Below are 21651 nucleotides of genomic sequence, written 5' to 3'. Positions count from 1 at the left end.
CGTTCTGCCTCGCTTATCTATCTTCACCTTCTGCTGTCTGCTGCAAAAAAGGTGAAAGTTCTCGGGTAAGTTGCCCTGCCCGAACAAACTCAGCGTAGGTTTCTGCTTCAATTGCTTGCAATTCTAGTCGCACTTGGTTCATAACAAAGTTTTGCAGATCAGGATGTTCATTTACAAGTTGATCAAGTTCTGTTTGGAGAGAAGCCAATTCACCTTGCACCAGTGCTGTTTGATATCGATAAAACTCTGGGTCAACGCCCGGACGAGTTTCGATCTTATCCAGATACTGCATCACTCGCTGGAGGGCAGTCTGACGAGCAAGTGCCTCTGGATAGCGTTGGCGTAACGATTGGTTGCCCAACAGATTTAACATCTTCAAGAGCGGCTGAATGGTTAAGCCTTGCACCAGTAGCGTGAACAAAACTACGCCAAACACGGTGGCAATAATTTCTTCTCGTTCTGGTAAAATCACAGGCATACTCAACGCTAGCGCGATCGAAACTGAACCTCGTAAACCACCCCACCACAAGATTGTTTGATCTGGGACAGGAATGTCAGAGTGGACAACGCGATTGCTGATAAAACTCAACCCGTAGATGGCGATCGCTCGTGTCACAATCATCGCGCCAACCGTGAGGGCGATCGTGTCTAAATTCTCACCCAAAATGGCGAACCTGATTTGATCACCAATCAGTAAGAACACGATCGAGTTAACAAAAAATGACAGAAACTCCCAAAATTCGCTGACGATTGTCCGAGTCCGGGGATTCATGCCGATGCGAGAACCAAAGTTACCGAGAATTAGTCCTGTTGTGACGACCCCAATCACGCCTGATCCGCCCAGATCTTCGGTAATTAGGTAGGTTCCGTAAGCCGAAACCAGCGTCAGAGACTGTTCAACTAGGGGTAAATCAAAGCGTTGAGTTAGGTAAGAAATGCCAAACCCTATTAAACAACCAACGCCGATGCCAATACCGACTACTTGCAAGAACTGAAGCAGAATCGGCTGAACTGCCAGTTCACCTGTGCCAAGGGAAAACGCGACCAGAAAACCAAAGGCAACAACTGCTACGCCATCGTTGAATAAGCTTTCTCCCTCCATCAAAACAGATAGGCGCTTCTCCACGCCTAGTTCTCGAAACAAAGCCGTTACAGAAACAGGATCAGTGGCAGATAGGCTTGCACCCACTAGAAGCGCCGTCGTGAGGGATAACCCTGACAGTTGGTATAGCCCAAACGTTACCCCAGCGATGGAGATCAGTACGCCTACAATCGCAAATAGGCAGATAGGAATCAGATCGTGTTTCAGTTTTGACCACTGCAAATTCCAAGCCGCTTCAAACAGCAGCGGCGGTAGAAAAATCGATAAAATCAACCCCGGTGAAAGGTTGACCAGCCGCACATCTACGAAGGCTAATCCTAGCCCGACGATCACTAGCAGCAGCGTATAAGGAATGTGGCGAAACCAGCTAAAAATTTGAGGTAAGGTTGCCACACTTAACGAAACCGAGAGTACCAGCAGAAACTGCTTGAGATTGGTTTCGATCGCGACTTCACTCAATGAGGATTCAACTGCCATAGTGTCAAAAGTGAATTATTTTCATAGAGAAATTGCATTTAAACTTAGTCTATTTCTACATGACCGCTAGCTCTAGATGACCGTTAGAATCGCGGGTAGGATGTTGAGGATAAACGGGAACTTGAAGCTGAGAAGGAGAAGGATTTGCTAAATGACCTGCGTAGACGTTTCCGGCACTTTCGGCGCAAAGGGGCAGAACTAGTCCAGTTACAACAGCTTCAGTCCGACTTGCTGGCAGAAGCCACACTGGACTCATCCTACCTAGCTCTAATTATCGGTTCCTGTGCGATTGCTACCTTTGGCTTACTGGCAAACAGTGCTGCTGTGATTATTGGGGCAATGATCATTGCCCCGCTGATGCTGCCAATTCGAGGACTTGCCTTTGGTGCTTTGCAGGGAGAAATCACTCTATTTCGTAAAGGCATAATTGCCATCATCATTGGCACTCTATTAGCAGTCGCAATCGCGTTTAGTCTCGGGAAATTGGTCGGTATCCCTAGCTATGATAGCGAGGTGCTTGCTCGCTCAGCGCCTACCCTGCTGGATTTAGGCATTGCGATTGTGGCAGGTGGCATTAGTGGCTATGCCAAAGTGCAGCCTAAGATCTCGGGGAGTTTGGCCGGAACTGCGGTTGCGGTCGCTTTAATGCCACCTATTTGTGTCATTGGCTTAGGTCTGTCGCAGGCGAACTGGTCGCTGAGTTGGGGGGCCATGCTACTCTACCTCACAAACCTGCTGGGCATTACGCTGGCTTGTATGCTCGCGTTTTTGTTCACTGGCCATGCCTCGCTGCGACGCGCTCATCGGGCCTTGCTCTGGACACTGGCATTAACCGCCATGCTGTTTGTCCCGCTGGGTATTGGGTTTTTTCGCCTTGTGCGACAGGCACAGCTAGAAACGAGCTTGAAACAAGCACTGCTCAATCGCACTGTAACCTTTCAGCGCTTGGGGTTGTTAAAAATTCAAACCAATTGGTTAACGGATCCACCAGAAGTGTATTTAGATGTGCGTGCTCAAGACCCGATTACGCCCAAGCAAGTGTCTTTGCTGCAAGCCTTTGTCGAGCGCGAAACAAAACAATCCTTTACACTTATTTTCATCGTTGGTCAGGTGCAAGAAATCCGAGCAAACGATGTGTCACCTGTAGGTGAAAGCGAGGAAAACTATGCAGGCAAGACAAAGGCACTGGTCTCTTAAGAGGAGATAAGACGCTATAAGCCTTGCCATATAGGGGTTACAGCCAGTTGGCCTCAAAATCCCGAAAGTAATTACCAAGCAAGGCTTTCGGCCATTTGTCACCGATTAGCAGACCAGTGCCAAGACAAACAGCGGAAGTCGACTAAACATCAAATCTTTATCCGATTAGATCGTTTGCAATACAGGTTGAGAGGCAAAGCTGTAAAAAACTGCTTGCTACACAAAAAACGATTAGGCATTGAGCCAAGAGGAGTAGTTGCCTGCGCGCGCAGCTAGCCGTTCTGGCTGACCACCCCACATCTGTACCCATGGCTGACTTAGCTGAGTGGAAACTGTCCAGCACAGTGTTGGACAAATTTTGGAACGTTTCACGAAAGAGCTGCAAAGAGAGATTGTGACGCTGCTCTGTGGCGCGTGGACAACTACTCCATGACGTCTTTCATCCATTCAGCTCGCACTGCTTATAGTTTTGCCAGCGAGCATAGGACGGCGCTGACGTTGCCCAGAACTCATTAGCTTTTCCCCAGTAGTTCATGAGCTTTGAGAAAAGCTGTGCATCGGTCAAACCTGTAACTTTAGTCAATGCTTGGTATAGACCTTTTCAAATGAGCTTGCAAGCTTAAATTCTCTTTGCTTTATATCCCTTACCCCCGGATTGTTGATTAGAGCAGGCGGTGGTAGCCTCAAAAGTCGTGAAACCCCTCCTGCTGCTCAGGATGCTTGATTAAGGCATAGAGGGCAACTCATTCTGAAAATTGATAGGTGCAGCTATGGCGTTAAGTCTTAAAGTGCCGGCCTGGTCTATGGGGGTGCTCCTACTGGGGCCAATTCTGGCCGGGTGTGCTTCAAACTCAACTGGGTCAAGTGCTTCTGCGCCAGCCTCCAATGCTTCTGCAGAGCAGATAGTCCTGGCGATTGGAGGAGAGAGCGAGGAAGGGTATGACCCTACATTAGGCTGGGGCCGCTACGGTTCACCTCTGTTTCAGAGCACCTTGCTGCAGCGCGATGAAAACCTTGAGATCGTCAATGACTTAGCGACCAACTACACCGTTAGCGAAGACGGCAAAACTTGGACGGTGACGATTCGCCAGGATGCTCAGTTTTCTGATGGGGAACCGCTAACGGCAGCCGATGTCGCCTACACCTTCAACAAAGCAGCAGAGAGCGGTGGCCTGACCGATGTGACGGTGCTAGAGGAAGCTGTCGCCACCGACGATTACACAGTAGAGCTGCGGCTGAAGCAGCCCCAAAGCACTTTCGTCAACCGCCTGATCACCGTGGGCATTGTGCCGGAGCACGCCCACGGTCCTGACTATGCTCGCAACCCCATTGGCTCTGGCCCCTATCAACTTGTCCAGTGGGACGAGGGGCAGCAGCTGATTGTCGAAGCCAACCCCAACTATTACGGCGAAGCTCCCGGCATTGGGCGACTTGTTTTTCTGTTTACTGAAGAAGACGCGGCCTTTGCGGCCGCCCAAGCTGGGCAGGCTCAGGTGGTCAGCGTGCCTCAGTCGCTGGCGGTGCAGAGCATTGAGGGCATGAAACTCTATGACGTCGCCAGCGTGGACAACCGGGGGCTGATGTTTCCCTTTCCTGACGAGGGAAGTAAGACTACGCCAGACGGTAAGCCCGTAGGCAATGCCGTCACGTCGGATCTGGCGATTCGGCAGGCGGTGAACTACGCCGTGGATCGGGAGGCGCTGGTAGATGGCGTGCTGGAGGGCTACGGATCGCCCGCATACGGTCCGGTTAGTGGTTTGGCCTGGGAGGAACCGAGCGCCAATATTGAGGATGCTGACCCAGAGCGTGCTCGCCAGATCCTGGCGGAGGGGGGCTGGCGCGACAGCAACAGCGACGGAATTGTTGAGAAGGATGGCCTGAAAGCTGAATTTACCCTGCTCTACCCGGCTAGCGACAGCACCCGCCAGGCGCTAGCTCTGTCGGTGGCAGAAATGCTCAAGCCCGTGGGCATTCAGGTCAACGTTGAGGGCAAGAGCTGGGATGAAATTACTCCCCTGGCGCATAGCAACGTGGTGCTGTTTGGCTGGGGCAGCCACGACCAGACGGAGATGTACAACCTCTACCACAGCAAAGCGGCTCAGGGGGATTTTTACAATGCGGGCTACTACGCCAATCAGGCCATTGACCAAACGCTAGATCTGGCGATGGGTGCCCCTTCAGAGGCAGAAGCGATCGCATTTTGGCGCGCCGCTCAGTGGGATGGTCAGCAAGGCTTTACCGCCAAGGGCGATGCCGCCTGGGCCTGGCTAGTCAACCTCGATCACACTTATTTTGTCGACGAGTGTCTAGACATCGGCCAGCCCCAGGTTGAGCCCCACGGCCACGGCTGGCCCGTTACTGCCAACATCGCTAGCTGGACGTGGACATGCAACTAAAGCCAATCCTGCTGTTTTTCAGCTACAAGCTGGTGCGGCTGGCACTGCTGCTGGTCGCCGTAGCGGTGCTGACCTTTGGACTGATGAGCCTGTCACCCATTGACCCGGTGCAGGCCTATGTTGGGGCCGACATGCTGCAGGTCAGTGCTGCCCAGCGAGAGCTGATCGCCCAGCGCTGGGGCCTGGATCAGCCGATGATGGTGCGCTTTTGGGACTGGTTTGGGCAGATCATTCAGGGCAACTGGGGCACCTCAATGGTGTTTAACCAGCCGGTTTTGCAGGTAATCGGCCAGCGGTTTCAGGTGTCGCTGCAGCTGCTTGCGATCGCATGGCTCCTGTCTGGTCTGCTGGGGCTAGGGCTGGGCGTGCTGGCCGGAGCCTTTGAGGGCACCTGGATTGACCGGGGCATTCGTCTCTATGCCTACACCCTGGCGTCGTCGCCAACGTTTTGGGTGGCGCTGCTGCTGCTGATTTTCTTTTCGGTGTCACTGCGGCTTACCCCAATTTGCTGTGCTGCTCCGCCTGGTGTGCTGGCTCAAAACGTTACCTTCTGGCAGCATCTGCACCACCTGCTGCTGCCCGCCCTCGCCCTGAGCATCATCGGTATTGCCAGCATTGCCCTACACACCCGCCAGAAGCTAATCGATGTGCTGCACAGCGACTATGTGCTGTTTGCCCGCGCTCAGGGCGAGAGCCTCTGGGGTATCTTGCGGCACCACGGACTGAGGAACATCCTGCTGCCCGCGTTAACCCTGCAATTTGCTTCTCTCAGTGAGCTGTTTGGCGGCTCGGTGCTGGTAGAGCAGGTGTTTGCCTATCCGGGGCTGGGGCAGGCGACCGTGCAGGCAGCGTTGCGCAGCGATGTGCCGCTGCTGGTGGGCATCGTTTTTTTCAGCGCCCTGTTTGTTTACACCGGCAATACCCTGGCCGATCTGTCCTACCAGGTAATTGACCCGCGCATCCGCATTGGCGGCAGGAGGACCGCATGACCACCCTTGCACCTCCCCAAATCCGCGCTCCCAAGCAGCAGAGCAATCGGCGGCAGCAGACCCTTTGGACCATTGGGCTGTGCGCCTTCTTTTTGGCGGCCATTATCCTCAGCACCTGGGTGATTGGCGATGCCGGACTGAGCCCGGTGTTGATCCAACGCAACCAGCCTCCCTCCCTGGCCCATCCCTTCGGCACCGACTGGCTGGGGCGAGACATGCTGACGCGATCGCTCCACGGTATGTCCCTTAGCCTGCGGGTGGGTTTGCTGGCCGCCACCGCCAGCGCGCTGATTGCCACCCTGCTAGGGTTGGCCGCAGGCACGCTAGGCGGCTGGGTTGATGCCGTCATCTGCTGGATTATCGACGTGTGCTTTAGCCTGCCCCACCTGGTGCTGCTGATTATGGTTGCCTTTGCCGTTGGAGGCGGCACCCGGGGCGTAATCATCGCCGTAGCGCTGACCCACTGGCCTAGTCTGGCCCGCGTCATTCGGGCAGAGGTGCTGCAGGTCAACAGCTCCGACTATGTGCAGCTCTCCTACCGGCTGGGCCACTCCCCCGCCTGGATTGCCCGCCACCACATGGTGCCCCACGTTGTGCCGCAGCTACTGGTGGGGCTGATTCTGCTGTTTCCCCACGCCATCTTGCACGAGGCGGCGCTGTCGTTCATTGGCATTGGCATCTCGCCGCATCTACCTGCCATTGGCATCATTCTGGCTGAGTCGATGCGGCACCTGTCCACTGGCTATTGGTGGCTGGGGGTAATGCCTGGGCTACTGCTGCTGCTGTCGGTCAAAGCATTCGACTGGCTGGGCGAAAATCTGCGCGCTTTGCTCGATCCACGCACGAGTCAGGGGTAGCTATGTTGTCAGTCTCAAACCTCAGCGTCACCTTCAAACAGTATGAGAAAGGGCTGCGCCGCAAACAGCTCACAGTTATCACCGAACTGGATCTGGAGGTCAAGGCCGGGGAAGTAGTGGCGGTGGTGGGCGCTAGCGGGTCGGGCAAAAGCCTGCTGGCCCACGCCATTCTGGGCATTCTGCCGGAAAATGCCACCGTTGGCGGCACCCTGCTGTTTCAGGGTCAGCCGCTGACGCCCCAGCGGTGCCAGCAGCTGCGCGGTAAGGCCATTGCTCTCATTCCTCAGTCGGTCGGCTATCTCGATCCGTTGATGCGGGTGGGCCAACAGGTGCAGCGGGTGGCCCAGCTCAACGGGCTTTCTAAACCAGCGGCGCGAACGGCGGTGAAGCGCACCTTCCAGCGGTATGACCTGCTGCCTCAGGCAGAGCGCTGCTATCCATTTCAGGTGTCGGGGGGCATGGCGCGGCGGGTGCTGGTCTCTACGGCGGTCGTCAGCCAGGCCGAATTAATCATCGCTGATGAACCCACCCCTGGCCTGCACCCTGACGTGGTGGTCGAAACACTGAACCACCTGCGGGAGCTGGCTCAGGAAGGGCGCGGCGTGATTTTGATTACCCATGACATCGAAGCGGCGCTGCTGGTGGCCGATCGGGTAGCGGTGTTTTACGCCGGCACGACGGCAGAGATCGCCTCGGCTCAAGACTTTGCCACTGGGAACTTGCGCCACCCCTACACCCAGGCGCTCTGGCAATCGCTGCCGCAAAACGATTTCACGCCAGTGCCAGGTAACCAGCCCAACCCTGAGGCGCTACCCATGGGATGTTTGTTTAGCGAGCGCTGTCCCAAAACGACAGAGGCATGTCTGCCCGAGCGACCGGCACTGCGGGCAGTGCGAGGTGGTTTAGTGAGGTGTATTCATGCTGACCGGTAAAGAACTTTGGTTTCGCTACGCGTCTCAAATGCCTTGGGTGGTGCAAGACCAGACAATTTCCGTAGCACCGGGCGAAGTGGTTGGGCTGATGGCTCCTTCGGGCTTTGGCAAAACCACCCTGGTCAAACTCTTAGCAGGCTATTTAATTCCTACCAAAGGCCAAGTAAGCGTGGACGGCCAGTCCCTACCTAGGCGGTGCTACTGCCCAGTGCAGCTTGTCTTTCAAAATCCGGAGCTGTCAGTTAATCCGCGCTGGCGCATCGACCAAATTTTGCGCGAAGGTCATCCCCCCCAAATGCACCAGCTCGATGCCCTAGGTATTCACGCGGGCTGGCTCACCCGCTACCCCCATGAGCTGAGCGGTGGTGAGCTACAGCGGATTGCGATCGCCCGCACCCTCAATTCCCAAACCCGCTATCTGATTGCCGACGAAATGACGGCCATGCTCGATGCCAACACCCAGGCGCTGATCTGGCAGGCCGTTTTAGACTACACCCGCGCCCACCAGATCGGGGTTTTGGTGGTTAGCCACGATTGGCCGTTGGTGAGGCGGCTGTGCGATCGCATCCTCGATTTGGCCGCCACGCAAGACCACCGCACCTTAATTTCTCAGTAGCCGCAGCCCGCTTAGCGTCACCATGTACCGTTGCTCCTTCGTGCCCCAGCACCTCACCGCAGGTCAGTGCACTGGTAGGTGAGGTCAAACAATTACTTTTTGAAGTGGTTGTAATATTTGACTGCCTGTCTTTTGACTTTATTTAGGTCTATGGGACACGGTTATCAGGTCCATTCTTTTAGCTAAAAACTGCTGGCATGACCAGATCTGTACAGACTCCGGATCACCTATCAGGTGGGGAATCTCCTGGCAATCGCTTTTATCGAACGGTTTGGCGCTGGCACTTCTATGCTGGCCTGTTTGTCATCCCGTTCATGCTCATCCTGGCAGCTACGGGTATCATCTACCTCTTCAAGCCGCAGCTAGACGCGGCCATGTATCCTAACCTGATGTTTGTGCAGCCAAGTACCAGCTTGGTGCCTTACACGCAGCAGGTGCAGGCTGCTCAAAAGGCCTATCCTGATGCCACTGTCACTCAAATTACGCCAAGTGCAGCTTCTAATCGCAGCACAGAAGTGCTGCTAACGACTTCAGATAAGCATAATCTGATGGTCTTTGTGGACCCGTACACGGGGCAGGTGCTGGGGGAGCGCGATGAGGACAACAACCTACAAGCGATCGCCCGTAAGATCCATGGAGAGCTGCTCATTGGCAAGCTTGGAGATTACCTGGTTGAACTGGCTGCTTGTTGGGCTCTGGTGCTGCTTGCTACAGGACTTTATCTATGGCTACCGCGTAAACGATTCTCCCTCTGGGGCACATTGATCCCGCGGTTGTGGAGCAAAAATAAGCGGGTGTTTTGGCGGGATTTGCACGCGGTTCCAGGGTTTTACGGCATTCTTCTGATTGGCTTTTTGATTCTTACGGGTCTGCCATGGACGGGTTTTTGGGGAGAAACGTTTGCTCAGGTTTATGGCAAGTTTCCGCCTCAGATGTGGGATGAGGTGCCGCAATCAACCGTGTTGACAGGTTCTCTTAATCAACAGCGAGGTCAGGCGGTCCCTTGGGCGGTTGAGCAGTTACCAATCCCTCAATCCACTCCATCTGGGCACGAAAATCATTCTGGTCAGAGCCACACAGACAGCTCAGAATTACAAAATAGCAATGCCCAAGTTGACCTGAACGCTGTCGTTGCCCTAGCTCAGGCGAAAGGGGCACCTCCTGGCTTTAACGTAACGCTACCAGAGAGTGAAACAGGAGTTTATACCGTCTCAGCGTTTCCCCCTGACCCCACTCAAGAAGTCACCCTGCACGTTGATCAGTACAGCGGCCAAGTGTTAGCAGATGTGCGTTGGAAAGATTATGGTCTTGTTCCCAAGGCAGTAGAGATGGGAACTGCAATCCCTATGGGGAGGTACTTTGGGTTCGCTAACCAACTCCTTATGCTGGTTGCCGCGTTAATCGTCATGCTGCTCTCAGTGACAGGAGCTGTGATGTGGTGGCAACGTCGTCCTCGGGAAGCAGGGCTATTGGGTGCTCCAGCAATGCCACCCTTTGCACAGAACTGGCGCGTTCCCTTAGCAATAGTGGCTGTGTTGGGGTTAGCGTTTCCTCTGGTAGGGCTTTCCTTGGTGTTGGTTCTGTTGCTGGACTACGTTGTGCTTTCTCGCATTCCTGGGCTCAAGCGGGTTGTTAACTAGGATATGAAACATGGGCGCAAGTCCAATGCTTCCTTGCAAATGACGCTATGCGCTCTTTACTACTTAGTAGTTCGCTACGTGGCACTGATGAGCGTCCCTGCCCTAGGCTAGGCAAAGCCTTGACGCTCTCTTCCGCTAAAGCAATGTCGCTCTGAAGATGGGTGACTATGGCCAGCCGTCATAACTGATTTGCGTCAGCCTGCAGCGCTATTTTAGGCCTAAGGCGATCGCTCTGGCTATCAGCAAACTCTATGCTTCATGCAGCAGGGGAGCGAGCAAACCCCGCGAGGCCAACACTCTCATCACTGAACAGTTGTTCAGTGGTAACGATTCTCAGTATCATAGAGAAAAAGCCAGGAAAGAATCGATGGCTAGTTCTCGCTCTACAGAGAAACCCCTCATTCAGGCGGCTGACGCCCCTACCTGTGACGAGTCGCTGGTGCATTTAGACAACGTGCGCCAGGTGAAGCCCGAGGTGCTCAGCACCGCTAAGGCTCAGCGGATGGCAGAGTTTTTTAGCGCTCTTTCTGACCCTCACCGGCTTAAGCTGCTGTCGGCCCTGGCTCGACAAGAACTCTGTGTGTGCGATCTGGCCGCTGCGGTGCAGATGGGTGAATCAGCGGTGTCCCATCAACTGCGGGTGCTGCGATCGCAGCGTCTAGTCACCTACCGCCGCCAGGGCCGCAACGTTTACTACGGCCTGGCTGACGACCATATTATGGTCCTTTATCGAGAAGTGGCTGACCATCTGGATGAGTAACGTGATTCTTTTGGATTAGGTAGTAGACCGCCATCAGCCTTCCATGCATCTTAGGTGTCTGGCGATGGGCTGGGACACTAGCTTAGGGCAACCCCTTGACAGGCATACTGTATTATCTGAATAGATCTTCACATATTCAGTAGCTCGTTAAAGGTGTCTCCATGGCAAGCTCTCACTCTCACTCTTGTTGCGATAGCCATGAGGCACCGATTAATCCACCATCTAAGATTCAATCGGCCAGTGATGATGACTGCTGCGGGGCTGACCATGGTCACGGCCATGATTCAGCAGAGTTTAACCTGTGGCAAGAGTTAACGCCGATTGCGATCGCTGCCGTTCTCTTCCTCACCGGGCTAATTTTCAATCAGCGGCTGCACAACACCCCTTACGCGATCGCCGAATATGCCGTGCTGATTCCCGCATATTTAATCAGCGGCTGGACGGTGCTGACCACAGCGGGGCGCAACATTTTGCGGGGGCGCATCTTTGACGAAAACTTTCTGATGACGATTGCAACTCTGGGGGCGATCGCCATCCACGAAATTCCCGAAGCCGTAGCGGTAATGCTGTTCTTTCAGGTGGGAGAACTGTTTCAGGGATACTCGGTGGGGCGATCGCGCCGCTCGATCAAAGCTCTGCTAGAGGTACGGCCTGACACCGCTAACCTCAGCGTCGACGGCGACATCCGTGCTGTTGCTCCCCAGACCGTGGGGGTTGGAGATGTAATTGTGGTGCGTCCCGGCGAAAAGGTGCCCCTAGATGGCGACATTCTGGAGGGCAAATCCCTAGTCGATACCTCCGCCTTAACGGGCGAATCAGTGCCCCGCACCGTTGCCCCTGGGCAAACCGTGATGGCCGGGATGATCAACCAGTCTGGGCTGCTCACGGTACGGGTGACCAAACCCTTTGGCGAGTCCTCGATCGCCAGAATTTTGGAACTGGTTGAAAACGCCAGCAGCAAAAAAGCTGACACTGAGAAATTCATCACCCGTTTTGCGCGGTATTACACCCCAGTGGTGGTGTTTCTGTCCCTGGCGGTGGCGATTCTGCCGCCCTTGTTCATTGAGGGGGCGACCCAGGCCCAGTGGACCTATCGTGCCCTGGTGCTGCTGGTGATCTCCTGCCCCTGCGGGTTAGTGATTAGCATTCCCCTCGGCTACTTTGGCGGGGTGGGCGGTGCTGCTAAGCGCGGCATTTTGGTCAAAGGTTCAACCTATTTAGACACCCTGGCCCAGGTGAAAACGGTTGTGTTCGACAAAACCGGCACCCTCACCCAGGGCAACTTTTGGGTTACCGATGTGGTGACCCAAAACGGCCTGAATCAGCATCAGCTGCTGGAGCTCGCTGCCCTAGTCGAGTCGCAGTCGAACCATCCGGTCGCCCAGTCGATTCGCCAGGCCCACGGGCAGACTGTCGATGCCTCTGCTGTGGAAGACTACGAAGAAATTGCTGGCCACGGCATTCGCGCCACGGTGAATGGTCGGGTAGTCTTGGCGGGCAATGACCGCCTCCTGCATCGGGAAGCGATTCCCCACGATGTCTGTGTAGTAGACGGCACCGTGGCCCACTTGGCCGTGGATGGCGAATACAGTGGCCGCATCTTGATCGCTGATGAGCTAAAGGAGGATGCTGTCGAAGCTATTCGGGCACTCCGTGCTCAGGGCATTCAAACCGCGATGCTGACCGGCGACAGCCAATCCGTGGCCGACAACATTGCCCAAAAACTGGGCCTCAACCAGTACCGGGCCGAGCTGCTGCCCGAAGATAAAGTGGCAGCGCTGGAAGACTTCTTGCGGCGCGCCGGTCGTGGCAAAGTGGCCTTTGTGGGTGACGGCATTAACGATGCGCCCGTCATTGCCCGAGCCGATGTGGGCATCGCCATGGGTGGGCTGGGCTCCGATGCGGCGATCGAAACCGCCGATGTGGTGATCATGACCGATGCACCCTCAAAGGTAGCTGAGGCGATTCAAATCGCCCACAAGACCCGGCGGGTGGTCTGGCAAAACATCATTTTTGCCATGGTGGCAAAGGCTATTTTTATTGTCCTTGGCACGTTGGGCATTGCCACGCTCTGGGAAGCGGTATTTGCCGATGTGGGCGTGGCTTTACTGGCCATCTTGAATGCGGGGCGAATCATTCGGAATCCTCGGTAGTGGGGGGCGGCAGGCAGGCAAAGCCTCCTATGCGCTCTACAACCCAGGGACTGATAAGGTTTATTTTCAAGCAGGTTCAGGACAGCATGGCGAAGGGGGTTGGGGCCTTAAAGGGGCTGTCCATCGCTGAAAATCAGTAGTGCCCTAGCCACACCAAAATCTATGTGTTAAGATTTGCAACATAAGCTTGAACGACTAAAGCTTTTACACATTCGGAGATTGGCGATTATGGAAAGCAGCGAAAGCAAGTTCGGGTTTGTTGATTTTGCAGAAACCTGGAACGGTCGCCTGGCTATGTTGGGTTTTGTGATTGGCGTGGCTACTGAGCTTCTGACCGGCCAAGGCATTTTGTCTCAAGTCGGCCTGATGTAAGTATTTGAGTCTAGTTAAGATTTCTTGGCCGGGATGTGCAGTCATTGTGCATCCCGGCTTTATACGTGCCTAGTCGTTGACCAAGCTGATGGTGCCAGCGGCATGAACCCCACTCACTGGTCATCTTTAACTTGATAGTCCGCTTGGGTGTACCGATCGTATTACTTAGGTACGTCTACCACCACCGTCGATTCAATCGCCTGACCGTTATGAGTAAAGGCTTCGTGGCCATTGGCATTGAGGCTGACGGTAATTTCGTTGCGGCCAGGGGGCAGATGGGGCAAGTGCAGCCAGGGGCCGTAGACCCGCGAGATGCTTTCGCCATTGATCGACAGGTGACCGTGGCCCACGTTGGGCTGGTTGGCCTGGTTGACCTGCTCCGGCGCAAACCGAAAGTTCGTGGTTTGAATTTCTAAATTCCACCCCCGCACTGGGTCAGGGTGGGCCACCAGGGTAACCGTTGGCACCGGCTGCCCGGCGGGAATTTCAACCGTGCCGTGCCTGTGATGGTGGTCCCCTGCCTCTGAATGGCCAGAATCAGCCTGATCACTGGCGCCATGGCTGTGGGGTTGGCTATCGGCAATAGTGGGGCCGCCATCGGTGGCGTTGGGGGCTGGGCTGCTACAGCCGAGCGTCAGTCCCACGGTGAGCAGCGCGAGGAGAAGATTGGAGTTAGCGGTTAAAAATCGGCAAAAGGACATGGTTTTCTGTCGTAAATCGGGTCACATGGGTTGAGGTGAGCGTGTTGGTGATGGCCAAAGCGTCATCTGGATGGGCCAAAATCAGCCTGGAAAGGCAATCAGCCGCATCACCCCATCGTCGTCACAGGACTTTGCCACTCGTTGAGCAACGTCAAAATGTAGTGGTGTAAATGCTGTTCACCTTGGGACTGCGCGCAGTCTGCCGCCTGCTGTAAATCAGCCACCCCGCCCCCCTGGTCTCCCAGCGATCGCCGCAGCAAACCCCGCTTGAGGTAGGTGCGGGCATGGCCAGGGTCGAGTATCAGCACCTGGTTGAGATCTGTCAGGGCGTCGTTGAGACGCCCCATCTGGTGGCAGGCGCAGCCGTGGTTAAACAAAGCGCGAATATTCTGGCTATCGATGGCTAGAGCCTGGTCAAAATCCTGCAAAGCCTTCTGGGGCTGGGCTGCCATCAGCTTGGCCAAGCCGCGATCATCATAGATATCGATGAGTGGGGTTGGGTCTGAGGTGAGCGCTGCCGCCTGGTTAAAATCTTCGATCGCCGCCTCGAAGTGGTGCAGCGCTACTTGCACCAGCCCTCGGTTGTAGTAGCCCCGAAAATCGTCGGGATTCTGAACCAAGGCCTCAGTGTCATCAGCCAAAGCCTCAGCAAAATTCCCGGTGCGATAGAGGGCAATGCCTCGGTTGAGCCGATGTTCTGGCCTGCGGCCATCGAGCTGCATGGCCCGACTACAGTCGGCAATGGCCTCGTCGTAGCGCTCTAGCTGCACAGAGCTGAGGCAGCGATCGCCCCACGCTGCCGCCCGGTCGGCAGAGCTGCTCAGAACCGCTTGACCGTCTACCAAGTGCGCCGTAGTAGAGGCCATGGGTGCGGCTGTGGTCAGCCCCGGCCAGCCCAACCACAGCACCAGCGCCAGGCAAAGGCCAACAATTTTGGATGAGCCCACGGTGATGCCTCCTAGGCAAACGAGAAATAAAAAGCCCCAACCCTTTGCAGAACTGGGGCGATTGAACTGGAAACCAGTGGAAAAACTACCAACCCTGCTCCGCCTGACTGAGCACGTAGGCCGCCACATCGGCAATATCGTCATTGCTGAGCCGCCCCTTAAAGGCAGGCATGGCATTTTTGCCGTTGGTGACTTGGCTCGTAATGGCTTCTATCGACGCCATCTCGTACTTTTCTAGGTCGGCCTGCTTCAGAGTTTTAGCTCCGTTGACCACGTTACTGCCGCCGATGTGGCAAGCCGCACAGTTGTTGCCAAAGAGCTGGCCACCGTGATCCAGATCTGCCGCCTGAGCCACTGGAGCCATCCACAGGGTGAGGACGGTTACGACCGCCGCTATTGCTAAAGCAAGTTTTCGCATAGGTTCTATCGACAAAATTTCCCTCGCGAAGCATTGTCTGGGGAAGGCTCTTGGGAGTCAAAAGACAGCCTGTCAACTATTGCAGAGTGCAACGCTAACGCCGATCCTGGGATAGAAAAAAGGAGTGTAAAGTATCAAGAAACAGGCCCCTCACTTCATCACCTATCACCCATGGCCCCCCTCCCTCGCCATCGACCTCGTCAACTTTCTCTTGGGCCGCTAGAGGCCGAAATCCTGGCCATCATCTGGGCTAAGGGCAGCGCTACGGTGAAAGAGATTCACGACCACATCCTGGCCGACCCGGACCGCGACTTGACCCAGGCTTCGGTGACCACAGTGCTCCAGCGGCTGGCTAAAAAAGGCTGGCTCCGCCGCGAGGCGAAACCCCAAGGCGAAGAGGGGCGCACCCGCCGGGTCTATTGCTGGCAGCCCATCGTGTCTCAGCAGGATGCTAATGTGTTGGCGGCTCACCAGCAACTTCAGAGTTTTTTGGCGGTCGGTAGCCCTGACTTGGTAGCTGCCTTTGCCGATAGCCTCGACATCGCTGAGTTGGATCAGCTCGATGCGATCGCCGCCCGCCTGCGTGCCCTACGCCATGCTCAGCAGCCCAGCCGAGGGGAGGAGGAGTAATGCACGGCAGTCTACTATTGCTTACTGGATTAGTAGCGGTGGTGTGGCGGTGGCAGTGGCGCTCAACCGTTGGCCCCTGGACAGCTCGCTGGCAGTCGGCCCTCGTTGCTCTTTGTCTACCGCCGTTGATGGTTATGCTCTCCGCCGGAGCGGTGCTCTCCATGGGGCACCACGGCACCATGATGGGTTGGAGCGTTAGCCCCATAGGCTGCTGGGTCAGCCTGGGGGTGTTGGGTTTTGCCAGTGGCGTTGTAGCTCATACGCTGATTAGGACGGCTGCGACCCAGCTGCGGCTTAGACAATACCAGACCGTTACGTTGCCCACTGGCGGCCATGCCCGCTGTTTGGAGACTGACCTACCGGTTGCGGCCCAGGTTGGGCTGTGGCATTCGTCTCTGCTGGTGAGCCGGGGCTGGTTAGAGCATCTGACCCTTGCAGAGCAGCAAGCTATGGTCGCCCATGAGCAAGCCCATGCCGACTACCGCGACCCTCTCTGGTTTTTGGGTTTGGGTATGATCCGGCGATTTTCCAGTGGGCTGCCCAACACCCAAGCGCTTTGGGAAGAACTGTTGCTGCTGCGAGAAATTCGCGCCGACCATAGGGCAGCTAGCACGAGTGACCCACTGCTTCTGGCAGAGCTGCTGGTTAAGTTATCCCGGCAGATGACCCTAGCCACTCAGGGGTATTCGTCTGATATGGAGCTTTGTGTGGGGTTCCATGAATCCCTATCCCTCAGTCGTCTAGAGCAGCGAGTGAATGCTCTGCTAGAGCCTGGTTTAGTAGCGGAACCAGCTGTTCAAGCGCCGGGACGACTGATGTGGCTGATGGTTACTCTGCTCCCCTTGACTGCGACCTGGCTCCACTCTTGATGGACTTGGATTAGGAGTGGCAATTAGATTTTTGGCGCATCTGGTTTTCTAGGATTCAGTCCCTCCGCTGTCAGCTACCGCCTTGGGAGGTAGCGTCATACCAAATCCCCCTTGGTCACCCCCGATTTAGAAGAGCGAATGCGATTCACCCCTACAGTTTGGCTGTTTGAGAATCCGGGTTGTGCGATTCGGATTTAGTATCAGGCGTCAGCATGAAGGTTTTGCCCTGGTCTTTGGGGTGTACCCCGTTGTTACGGTACTAGGCATGGTGTTGGTTTTGAACTGTAGCAGGCAGCGAGCAAAATCGTTTTCTGCCGCAATCCTGGCCTAGAATCTCAGTGGCCATGCCTCCACAGGCCTAATCCTTGTGGTGCTGGGATTTTTGACGTTTTTTATTGATATGTAGTCATGCCGCGTACACAATCAGCTCCCTGGCTTCATCGCTATGCCCGCCCTCTAATGGCTGGCATAGCGGCGGTTGGCGCTGTTGTCACCGCTTACTTAACGATCAACAAGCTCACGGGCAGCGCCACAGCCTGTCCTACCAAGGGCTGTGACATCGTGCTCTCTAGCCCCTATGCCACGGTGTTTGGCCAGCCGCTGGCCCTATTTGGGTTTCTAGCCTACATGGGCATGGCGGTCATCGCGATCGCTCCCCTGCTGGTCAATGGGGCCGAGCAAAAAGACCTCAGAGATAAACTCATCCGATTGACCCAACCCCTGCTGCTGATCGGCGGCACCGCCATGATGGTCTTTAGCGGCTACCTCATGTATCTGCTCACCGCAGAAATCAAAGCTGTCTGCCTTTACTGCGTCGGCTCAGCGCTCCTCTCCACTAGCCTGTTTCTGCTTGCCCTCATCGGCCAAAATTGGTCTGATCTATCTCAACCCTTCTTTATCGGCGGCATCACAGCATTTCTGGTGGTGGTGGGCACCCTCGGCGTCTATGCCAATGTCAACAACCCAGTCGCTGCCGACGGCTCGGGCGATCAGCTAGGGCCTGCCATCACCACCCAGTCTGGCCCGGCTGAAATAGCCCTGGCCCAGCACCTGGCTGACACCGGTGCTATTTTTTACGGAGCCTGGTGGTGTCCCCATTGCCACGAGCAAAAGCAGCTTTTTGGCCAGGAAGCCAGCCAGGTTATGCCCTACGTAGAGTGCGCCACACCTGAGGGGCAAGAGCAAACCCCCGAATGCCAGGAAGCCGACATTGCTGGCTATCCCACCTGGGAAATTAACGGTGAACGCCTGTCGGGGAGACAAACCCTGGAGGAACTTGCCCAGATCTCAGGCTATACCGGTCCCACTACATTTCAAAATTCGATTTAGCGCAAGGAGAACCAACCCCCTTGAGACCTATAGATATAGAGAATGTCTTGGCTCCCAAAACGCGAGTGCGCGCCTAATTTTCAATAGTCGCCTACATCCGAATTTAGTACTGAGCTCGCCATCTTCCATCCAGACATTGCGTGATTTCAAGCATATTTGTCCGAGATAGACAAAACAGGCTGAAATCACACGACCTGTACTAGCGATAGTGAGAGTTGAATAGTTACCTGCGCGCACAACTAGCCGGTGCTAATTTTTAGCCCCAAGCTCCATAGCCGATCGCACCTCTCCCCGCGATCACACCCTGAAATCGGGGAACCCTAGTGGACGAGAGCGCTACCGACGGCGGTAGAGACACAACTTGGTATAACCCCTACAGGCCCTGATGCCCCGTGGGGGTTTTGTTTTGGGTCGGTGTGACGCCATTTACCGCCAAGGCGCTTTGCCTCTACCTCCCTGGACGTTATAGGGCGACACCGAGCGCTGAATGGCGCAGCAGCCCCAGCCGCGAGAGTGGCTACGATTTCGAACCATTCATACCCTGCGCCATCGGTAATAGGCCAGAACCCTCCTAAACCCTATCCATAAAGTGGTTTACCGCGTTATGGGTGGCACCAACAAAATGCCCCCAGCGCGATTCCCCTTCGGGGACACGGTGTGAACGTCAGGGGCAAAGGTGAAATTCCATTGGGGTTATTGTGCCTCAAATATTACCCTGGCCTTGGTTTCTGCCGGTGCCAGCTAGTTGCTTGGGCTGTTCCGTCCATTTGCAAAATCGCATGAACTTCGGCACCTGAATCGCGCCAACTATTAGGCTGGAACAAGGCTCCTGCAATATCTTTCTAAAATCGACTAATCCAGCAATCCGCTCAGGCTGAAATCACACCAAACGCCAAAATGATCAGAAAGACGATGACCTGAAGAATGTTGTCTCGTTATCACTCCTCGATCTGTTGCATTGAGATGGGGAGAGGTCGCAATGTGGTCAATCGCTAGATAGCCATCCTCATCAGTCAAACCCTCCGTCCAAATCTTTGTGCCCACCAATGTCTTGCGCAGCAAGCTTTCCATCTGTACTGGCGATCGCTTGCGAGGCAACTGCTGGTTATAGTCTCCCAACACCACCAGAGGCTGCCCAGATTGATGCATAACCGGGTCTGACGACAGTGCTCGGAGATAGGCCTCATGGTCTTCCCATGGAGCCTTGTTCTTTAGCCCCGTGCGAACGTGCGCGTCTTTCCAGGGGATGCAAACGCCATAGACCAGCACCTTACTTACTGAAGTGTTAGTTATTCCTGCGACAAAGCGGCCAGGGGGCATTTGAGGCGGCCCTTCACCTCTTACCGATTCCCAGGGCGCTCGGCTCCATAACAGCACTTTACGACGGCCAGTCGCGGATTGGTAGCCCCAGTCCTGGCCTCCAGTGATGGTGTAGCCACCTAGCTGCTCTAGAAAATTCAGGTGAGTTTCGGTAAGGCAAACGACTTCGGGTTGCAGGTTAAAGATTGCCTCCCGTATAAGCTGTGCACGAGTGCTTATAGGCGATGCCCACTCTACATTCCAGGTGGCTATCCGAACACGGGACATAGACAATATTGCTTATTGCTACCTTTATTTTCAGCAGCTCGCTCTAGAGTATCTAGCAACTCAGTTTGAGCCGGGTGTCCTCTATACCGAACGCGAGGTTAATGCTCTCCCCAACCAGCATCACACCTTTGGCGATCCAGCCTTACTGCGTCGAGAACTCTTTGAATGAGGTCTGGTGGATAGAGTCCCCAATGAGTCAGCTTACTGGCTTAACAAGTAAGGGCTTTAGCGGTAGTGCCATGCTACTAACTTGGGTCAAGCTGTTCCATACCCTCGTTTTCGTGGTGATGTTTGGGGCCATCCTGTTCTTGCTGTACTGCGGCCCAACGAATCAACTCACGGTCTGGACTGCGATCGCCTTTGGCCTCATCAGCATCGAGGTGGTGATCTACGCTGCCAACGGATTCCGCTGCCCCCTCAGAACCTGGGCTGAAACCCTCACCCCGCCAGGTCAAGCCATCCAAGACATCTACCTGCCGCCTTGGCTCTCGGCCCGTGTAGTAGCTATCTCTACTCCGCTGCTGGGGGTTGCCTGTCTGCTCCTGCTGGGGCGGTTGCTGTCGAGATAACAGCATTCACATAGGACAGCCGATTACTCCGCCCGAATAGAACGATGCTTGGCAATGATTTGGTGCATTTCTTCCCGAACTAAGCGATGAATTCTGGGATCCGCTTGAATCGGCTCTGAAAAGTCTGGGGCTACCAGGAATGCCTGCCCATCTTTGTCGAAGGTCAAACGCATCTCCTTCACGTCCACAAAAGGTTCTAAGTCCTTCAAGAGGTGATGGAAGGTATTAAAAATCTGTCCAACGTCCGATGAAGCCATAGGATGTTAAAGTTCCAGCCAACTCTCCCAGGTAAACACAAGACAGTCTCACGAGACAACGAGACAACCTCGCCCTAAGGCGAATAGCATGGACAAACCTCTCTCGCTTCCCCTATGGGCTTCCCCGTCCCCGGCGATGCTATCGAGCAAAGCCTAGACCTGAACCAACACCTGATCCACAACCCTGCCGCCACCTTCTTCATGCAGGTAAAGGGGGATATGGCGGCTGACCAGGAGGTGCAGCCGGAAGATCTGCTGGTGGTCGATCGCTCACAGGCTGCCCAGGATGGCTCTCTAGTGGTGGCGGCGATCGCAGGCTCTCTCCAAGTCCTCAGAGTCCAAAAGCACCACGGCAAGCTAGTCCCCACTACAGGATGGGAACCAGGGCAAACGCTAGAGATGGAAATTTGGGGTGTCGTTACTAACCTGATCCGCAAAGTTTAGGCGACAAAAAACCCCACTGTCGCCAGCGGGGTAGTCAGGAGTGTTGAGGTCGTTGTCTGTTGGGAGGAAAGCTGTTGTCTACCGGGTGTAGCGAACGCCGCGATAGGTCAGGTCTGCAGGCTGCTGGCGTTGAGTAACCGTGAACTGCTTGCGGGCGTAGGGACGGCCCATGAAGGTTGCCGTTTCGCCAGTAGAGATCTCATCAACAGCAGGGGCAGCGGTTTCGTAGGATTGACCGCGATAAGTGAGTTGCATAGCTGGGGGTTCCTCAGTGACGGGGGCTGAACTCGATGAATTCATAGTCGCCTGAATGCCCAATTGGCTGGGTGACAGCGGTAGTAATGCGCGGGTGATAGTTCTAGTGGTTGAGTGTGAGCGCACCTAGCTCTACGGCTGCATGAGATCACAT

Annotated in this window: 23 protein-coding genes; 16 read left to right on the top strand and 7 right to left on the bottom strand. The window is 55.2% G+C overall.

Going from position 1 to position 21651, the window contains the following annotated elements:
- Positions 1 to 13: 13 nt before the first annotated feature.
- Positions 14 to 1579 (bottom strand): cation:proton antiporter, encoded by a 1566-nt coding sequence (locus tag H6G07_RS19565; RefSeq protein ID WP_073609817.1) that lies wholly within the window; start codon positions 1577 to 1579, stop codon positions 14 to 16.
- A gap of 228 nt (positions 1580 to 1807) precedes the next feature.
- Here H6G07_RS19565 and H6G07_RS19560 point away from each other — a divergent pair, with 228 nt between their 5' ends.
- From H6G07_RS19560 to H6G07_RS19515, 10 genes are all read left to right on the top strand, one after another.
- Positions 1808 to 2776, top strand: coding sequence for a DUF389 domain-containing protein (locus H6G07_RS19560; protein ID WP_242026874.1), 969 nt, complete (start codon positions 1808 to 1810; stop codon positions 2774 to 2776).
- Between the two features lie 992 nt (positions 2777 to 3768).
- A complete protein-coding gene (locus H6G07_RS19555; RefSeq protein ID WP_199312260.1) occupies positions 3769 to 5172 on the top strand; it encodes an ABC transporter substrate-binding protein in 1404 nt (467 codons plus the stop codon).
- Positions 5163 to 6161 carry an ABC transporter permease gene (locus H6G07_RS19550; protein WP_171973061.1) on the top strand — a complete coding sequence of 333 codons (999 nt, stop codon included), beginning with the start codon at positions 5163 to 5165 and terminating at the stop codon, positions 6159 to 6161. The genes H6G07_RS19555 and H6G07_RS19550 overlap by 10 nt, the downstream gene beginning before the upstream one ends.
- Complete coding sequence (locus H6G07_RS19545; protein ID WP_073609813.1) at positions 6158 to 7018, top strand: ABC transporter permease; 861 nt, start codon at positions 6158 to 6160, stop codon at positions 7016 to 7018. The genes H6G07_RS19550 and H6G07_RS19545 overlap by 4 nt, the downstream gene beginning before the upstream one ends.
- Positions 7019 to 7020: 2 nt before the next feature.
- On the top strand, positions 7021 to 7950 hold the full coding sequence (locus tag H6G07_RS19540; RefSeq protein WP_073609812.1) for an ABC transporter ATP-binding protein: 930 nt from the start codon (positions 7021 to 7023) through the stop codon (positions 7948 to 7950).
- A complete protein-coding gene (locus tag H6G07_RS19535) occupies positions 7937 to 8566 on the top strand; it encodes an ABC transporter ATP-binding protein (RefSeq protein ID WP_073609811.1) in 630 nt (209 codons plus the stop codon). The genes H6G07_RS19540 and H6G07_RS19535 overlap by 14 nt, the downstream gene beginning before the upstream one ends.
- 197 nt (positions 8567 to 8763) lie before the next feature.
- Positions 8764 to 10206 (top strand): PepSY-associated TM helix domain-containing protein, encoded by a 1443-nt coding sequence (locus H6G07_RS19530; RefSeq protein WP_073609810.1) that lies wholly within the window; start codon positions 8764 to 8766, stop codon positions 10204 to 10206.
- Positions 10207 to 10573: 367 nt separating this feature from the next.
- Positions 10574 to 10966, top strand: a complete 393-nt coding sequence (locus H6G07_RS19525) for an ArsR/SmtB family transcription factor (protein WP_073609809.1) — start codon at positions 10574 to 10576, stop codon at positions 10964 to 10966.
- A 161-nt stretch (positions 10967 to 11127) separates the two neighbouring features.
- A complete protein-coding gene (locus H6G07_RS19520) occupies positions 11128 to 13119 on the top strand; it encodes a heavy metal translocating P-type ATPase (RefSeq protein ID WP_084173375.1) in 1992 nt (663 codons plus the stop codon).
- A 228-nt stretch (positions 13120 to 13347) separates the two neighbouring features.
- On the top strand, positions 13348 to 13491 hold the full coding sequence (locus tag H6G07_RS19515; protein WP_073609808.1) for a CAB/ELIP/HLIP family chlorophyll-binding protein: 144 nt from the start codon (positions 13348 to 13350) through the stop codon (positions 13489 to 13491).
- Between the two features lie 161 nt (positions 13492 to 13652).
- On the opposite strand, the gene H6G07_RS19510 is transcribed toward H6G07_RS19515, so the two are convergent.
- The 3 genes from H6G07_RS19510 to petJ all read right to left on the bottom strand — a co-directional run bounded on the left by H6G07_RS19510 (position 13653) and on the right by petJ (position 15557).
- Complete coding sequence (locus tag H6G07_RS19510; protein WP_199312258.1) at positions 13653 to 14135, bottom strand: hypothetical protein; 483 nt, start codon at positions 14133 to 14135, stop codon at positions 13653 to 13655.
- A 164-nt stretch (positions 14136 to 14299) separates the two neighbouring features.
- On the bottom strand, positions 14300 to 15139 hold the full coding sequence (locus H6G07_RS19505) for a tetratricopeptide repeat protein (protein WP_073609806.1): 840 nt from the start codon (positions 15137 to 15139) through the stop codon (positions 14300 to 14302).
- An 85-nt stretch (positions 15140 to 15224) separates the two neighbouring features.
- Positions 15225 to 15557 carry a cytochrome c6 PetJ gene (gene petJ, locus H6G07_RS19500; RefSeq protein ID WP_073609805.1) on the bottom strand — a complete coding sequence of 111 codons (333 nt, stop codon included), beginning with the start codon at positions 15555 to 15557 and terminating at the stop codon, positions 15225 to 15227.
- Positions 15558 to 15728: 171 nt separating this feature from the next.
- Between petJ and H6G07_RS19495 the strand changes: the two genes are divergently transcribed.
- The 3 genes from H6G07_RS19495 to H6G07_RS19485 all read left to right on the top strand — a co-directional run bounded on the left by H6G07_RS19495 (position 15729) and on the right by H6G07_RS19485 (position 18385).
- The gene (locus H6G07_RS19495) at positions 15729 to 16187 is read left to right on the top strand and encodes a BlaI/MecI/CopY family transcriptional regulator (protein ID WP_073609804.1); all 459 of its coding nucleotides are present in this window, start codon (positions 15729 to 15731) and stop codon (positions 16185 to 16187) included.
- Entirely contained in the window at positions 16187 to 17056 is an 870-nt protein-coding gene (locus H6G07_RS19490; RefSeq protein ID WP_073609803.1) for a M56 family metallopeptidase, read from the top strand. Before H6G07_RS19495 ends, H6G07_RS19490 begins: the two co-directional genes overlap by 1 nt.
- Before the next feature lie 408 nt (positions 17057 to 17464).
- Positions 17465 to 18385 (top strand): vitamin K epoxide reductase family protein, encoded by a 921-nt coding sequence (locus H6G07_RS19485; protein ID WP_073609802.1) that lies wholly within the window; start codon positions 17465 to 17467, stop codon positions 18383 to 18385.
- Between the two features lie 852 nt (positions 18386 to 19237).
- Here the strand turns inward: H6G07_RS19485 and H6G07_RS19480 are convergent.
- On the bottom strand, positions 19238 to 19972 hold the full coding sequence (locus H6G07_RS19480; protein ID WP_073609801.1) for an endonuclease/exonuclease/phosphatase family protein: 735 nt from the start codon (positions 19970 to 19972) through the stop codon (positions 19238 to 19240).
- Here H6G07_RS19480 and H6G07_RS27150 point away from each other — a divergent pair.
- Together H6G07_RS27150 and H6G07_RS19470 are read left to right on the top strand one after the other, a co-directional pair.
- Complete coding sequence (locus tag H6G07_RS27150; RefSeq protein WP_084173371.1) at positions 19917 to 20141, top strand: DUF2087 domain-containing protein; 225 nt, start codon at positions 19917 to 19919, stop codon at positions 20139 to 20141. The two genes, H6G07_RS19480 and H6G07_RS27150, sit on opposite strands and share 56 nt — an antisense overlap.
- A 70-nt stretch (positions 20142 to 20211) precedes the next feature.
- A complete protein-coding gene (locus H6G07_RS19470; protein WP_073609799.1) occupies positions 20212 to 20541 on the top strand; it encodes a hypothetical protein in 330 nt (109 codons plus the stop codon).
- Between the two features lie 23 nt (positions 20542 to 20564).
- On the opposite strand, the gene H6G07_RS19465 is transcribed toward H6G07_RS19470, so the two are convergent.
- Positions 20565 to 20798 (bottom strand): hypothetical protein, encoded by a 234-nt coding sequence (locus H6G07_RS19465; protein WP_073609798.1) that lies wholly within the window; start codon positions 20796 to 20798, stop codon positions 20565 to 20567.
- Between the two features lie 114 nt (positions 20799 to 20912).
- On the opposite strand from H6G07_RS19465, the gene H6G07_RS19460 reads away from it, so the two are divergent.
- On the top strand, positions 20913 to 21242 hold the full coding sequence (locus tag H6G07_RS19460; protein ID WP_073609797.1) for a S24 family peptidase: 330 nt from the start codon (positions 20913 to 20915) through the stop codon (positions 21240 to 21242).
- 78 nt (positions 21243 to 21320) lie between these two features.
- On the opposite strand, the gene H6G07_RS19455 is transcribed toward H6G07_RS19460, so the two are convergent.
- Positions 21321 to 21497: a DUF4278 domain-containing protein gene (locus H6G07_RS19455; protein ID WP_073609796.1), complete on the bottom strand. Its 177-nt coding sequence runs from the start codon at positions 21495 to 21497 to the stop codon at positions 21321 to 21323.
- Between the last annotated feature and the right edge of the window lie 154 nt (positions 21498 to 21651).

It is taken from the genome of Phormidium tenue FACHB-1052, from assembly GCF_014696675.1.
In the GTDB taxonomy this organism is placed as follows: domain Bacteria; phylum Cyanobacteriota; class Cyanobacteriia; order Phormidesmidales; family Phormidesmidaceae; genus Nodosilinea; species Nodosilinea tenuis_A.
The sequence above is the reverse complement of the archived record's forward strand: the minus strand, read 5'-3'. Positions and strand labels throughout refer to the sequence as shown.

Coding starts and splice junctions, on each gene's coding strand:
- H6G07_RS19565 (WP_073609817.1), bottom strand. CDS start 1,579: ATGGCAGTTGAATCCTCATTGAGTGAAGTCGCGATCGAAACCAATCTC.
- H6G07_RS19550 (WP_171973061.1), top strand. CDS start 5,163: ATGCAACTAAAGCCAATCCTGCTGTTTTTCAGCTACAAGCTGGTGCGG.
- H6G07_RS19545 (WP_073609813.1), top strand. CDS start 6,158: ATGACCACCCTTGCACCTCCCCAAATCCGCGCTCCCAAGCAGCAGAGC.
- H6G07_RS19540 (WP_073609812.1), top strand. CDS start 7,021: ATGTTGTCAGTCTCAAACCTCAGCGTCACCTTCAAACAGTATGAGAAA.
- H6G07_RS19535 (WP_073609811.1), top strand. CDS start 7,937: ATGCTGACCGGTAAAGAACTTTGGTTTCGCTACGCGTCTCAAATGCCT.
- H6G07_RS19530 (WP_073609810.1), top strand. CDS start 8,764: ATGACCAGATCTGTACAGACTCCGGATCACCTATCAGGTGGGGAATCT.
- H6G07_RS19525 (WP_073609809.1), top strand. CDS start 10,574: ATGGCTAGTTCTCGCTCTACAGAGAAACCCCTCATTCAGGCGGCTGAC.
- H6G07_RS19520 (WP_084173375.1), top strand. CDS start 11,128: ATGGCAAGCTCTCACTCTCACTCTTGTTGCGATAGCCATGAGGCACCG.
- H6G07_RS19515 (WP_073609808.1), top strand. CDS start 13,348: ATGGAAAGCAGCGAAAGCAAGTTCGGGTTTGTTGATTTTGCAGAAACC.
- petJ (WP_073609805.1), bottom strand. CDS start 15,557: ATGCGAAAACTTGCTTTAGCAATAGCGGCGGTCGTAACCGTCCTCACC.
- H6G07_RS19495 (WP_073609804.1), top strand. CDS start 15,729: ATGGCCCCCCTCCCTCGCCATCGACCTCGTCAACTTTCTCTTGGGCCG.
- H6G07_RS19490 (WP_073609803.1), top strand. CDS start 16,187: ATGCACGGCAGTCTACTATTGCTTACTGGATTAGTAGCGGTGGTGTGG.
- H6G07_RS19485 (WP_073609802.1), top strand. CDS start 17,465: ATGCCGCGTACACAATCAGCTCCCTGGCTTCATCGCTATGCCCGCCCT.
- H6G07_RS19480 (WP_073609801.1), bottom strand. CDS start 19,972: ATGTCCCGTGTTCGGATAGCCACCTGGAATGTAGAGTGGGCATCGCCT.
- H6G07_RS19470 (WP_073609799.1), top strand. CDS start 20,212: ATGCTACTAACTTGGGTCAAGCTGTTCCATACCCTCGTTTTCGTGGTG.
- H6G07_RS19465 (WP_073609798.1), bottom strand. CDS start 20,798: ATGGCTTCATCGGACGTTGGACAGATTTTTAATACCTTCCATCACCTC.
- H6G07_RS19460 (WP_073609797.1), top strand. CDS start 20,913: ATGGGCTTCCCCGTCCCCGGCGATGCTATCGAGCAAAGCCTAGACCTG.
- H6G07_RS19455 (WP_073609796.1), bottom strand. CDS start 21,497: ATGCAACTCACTTATCGCGGTCAATCCTACGAAACCGCTGCCCCTGCT.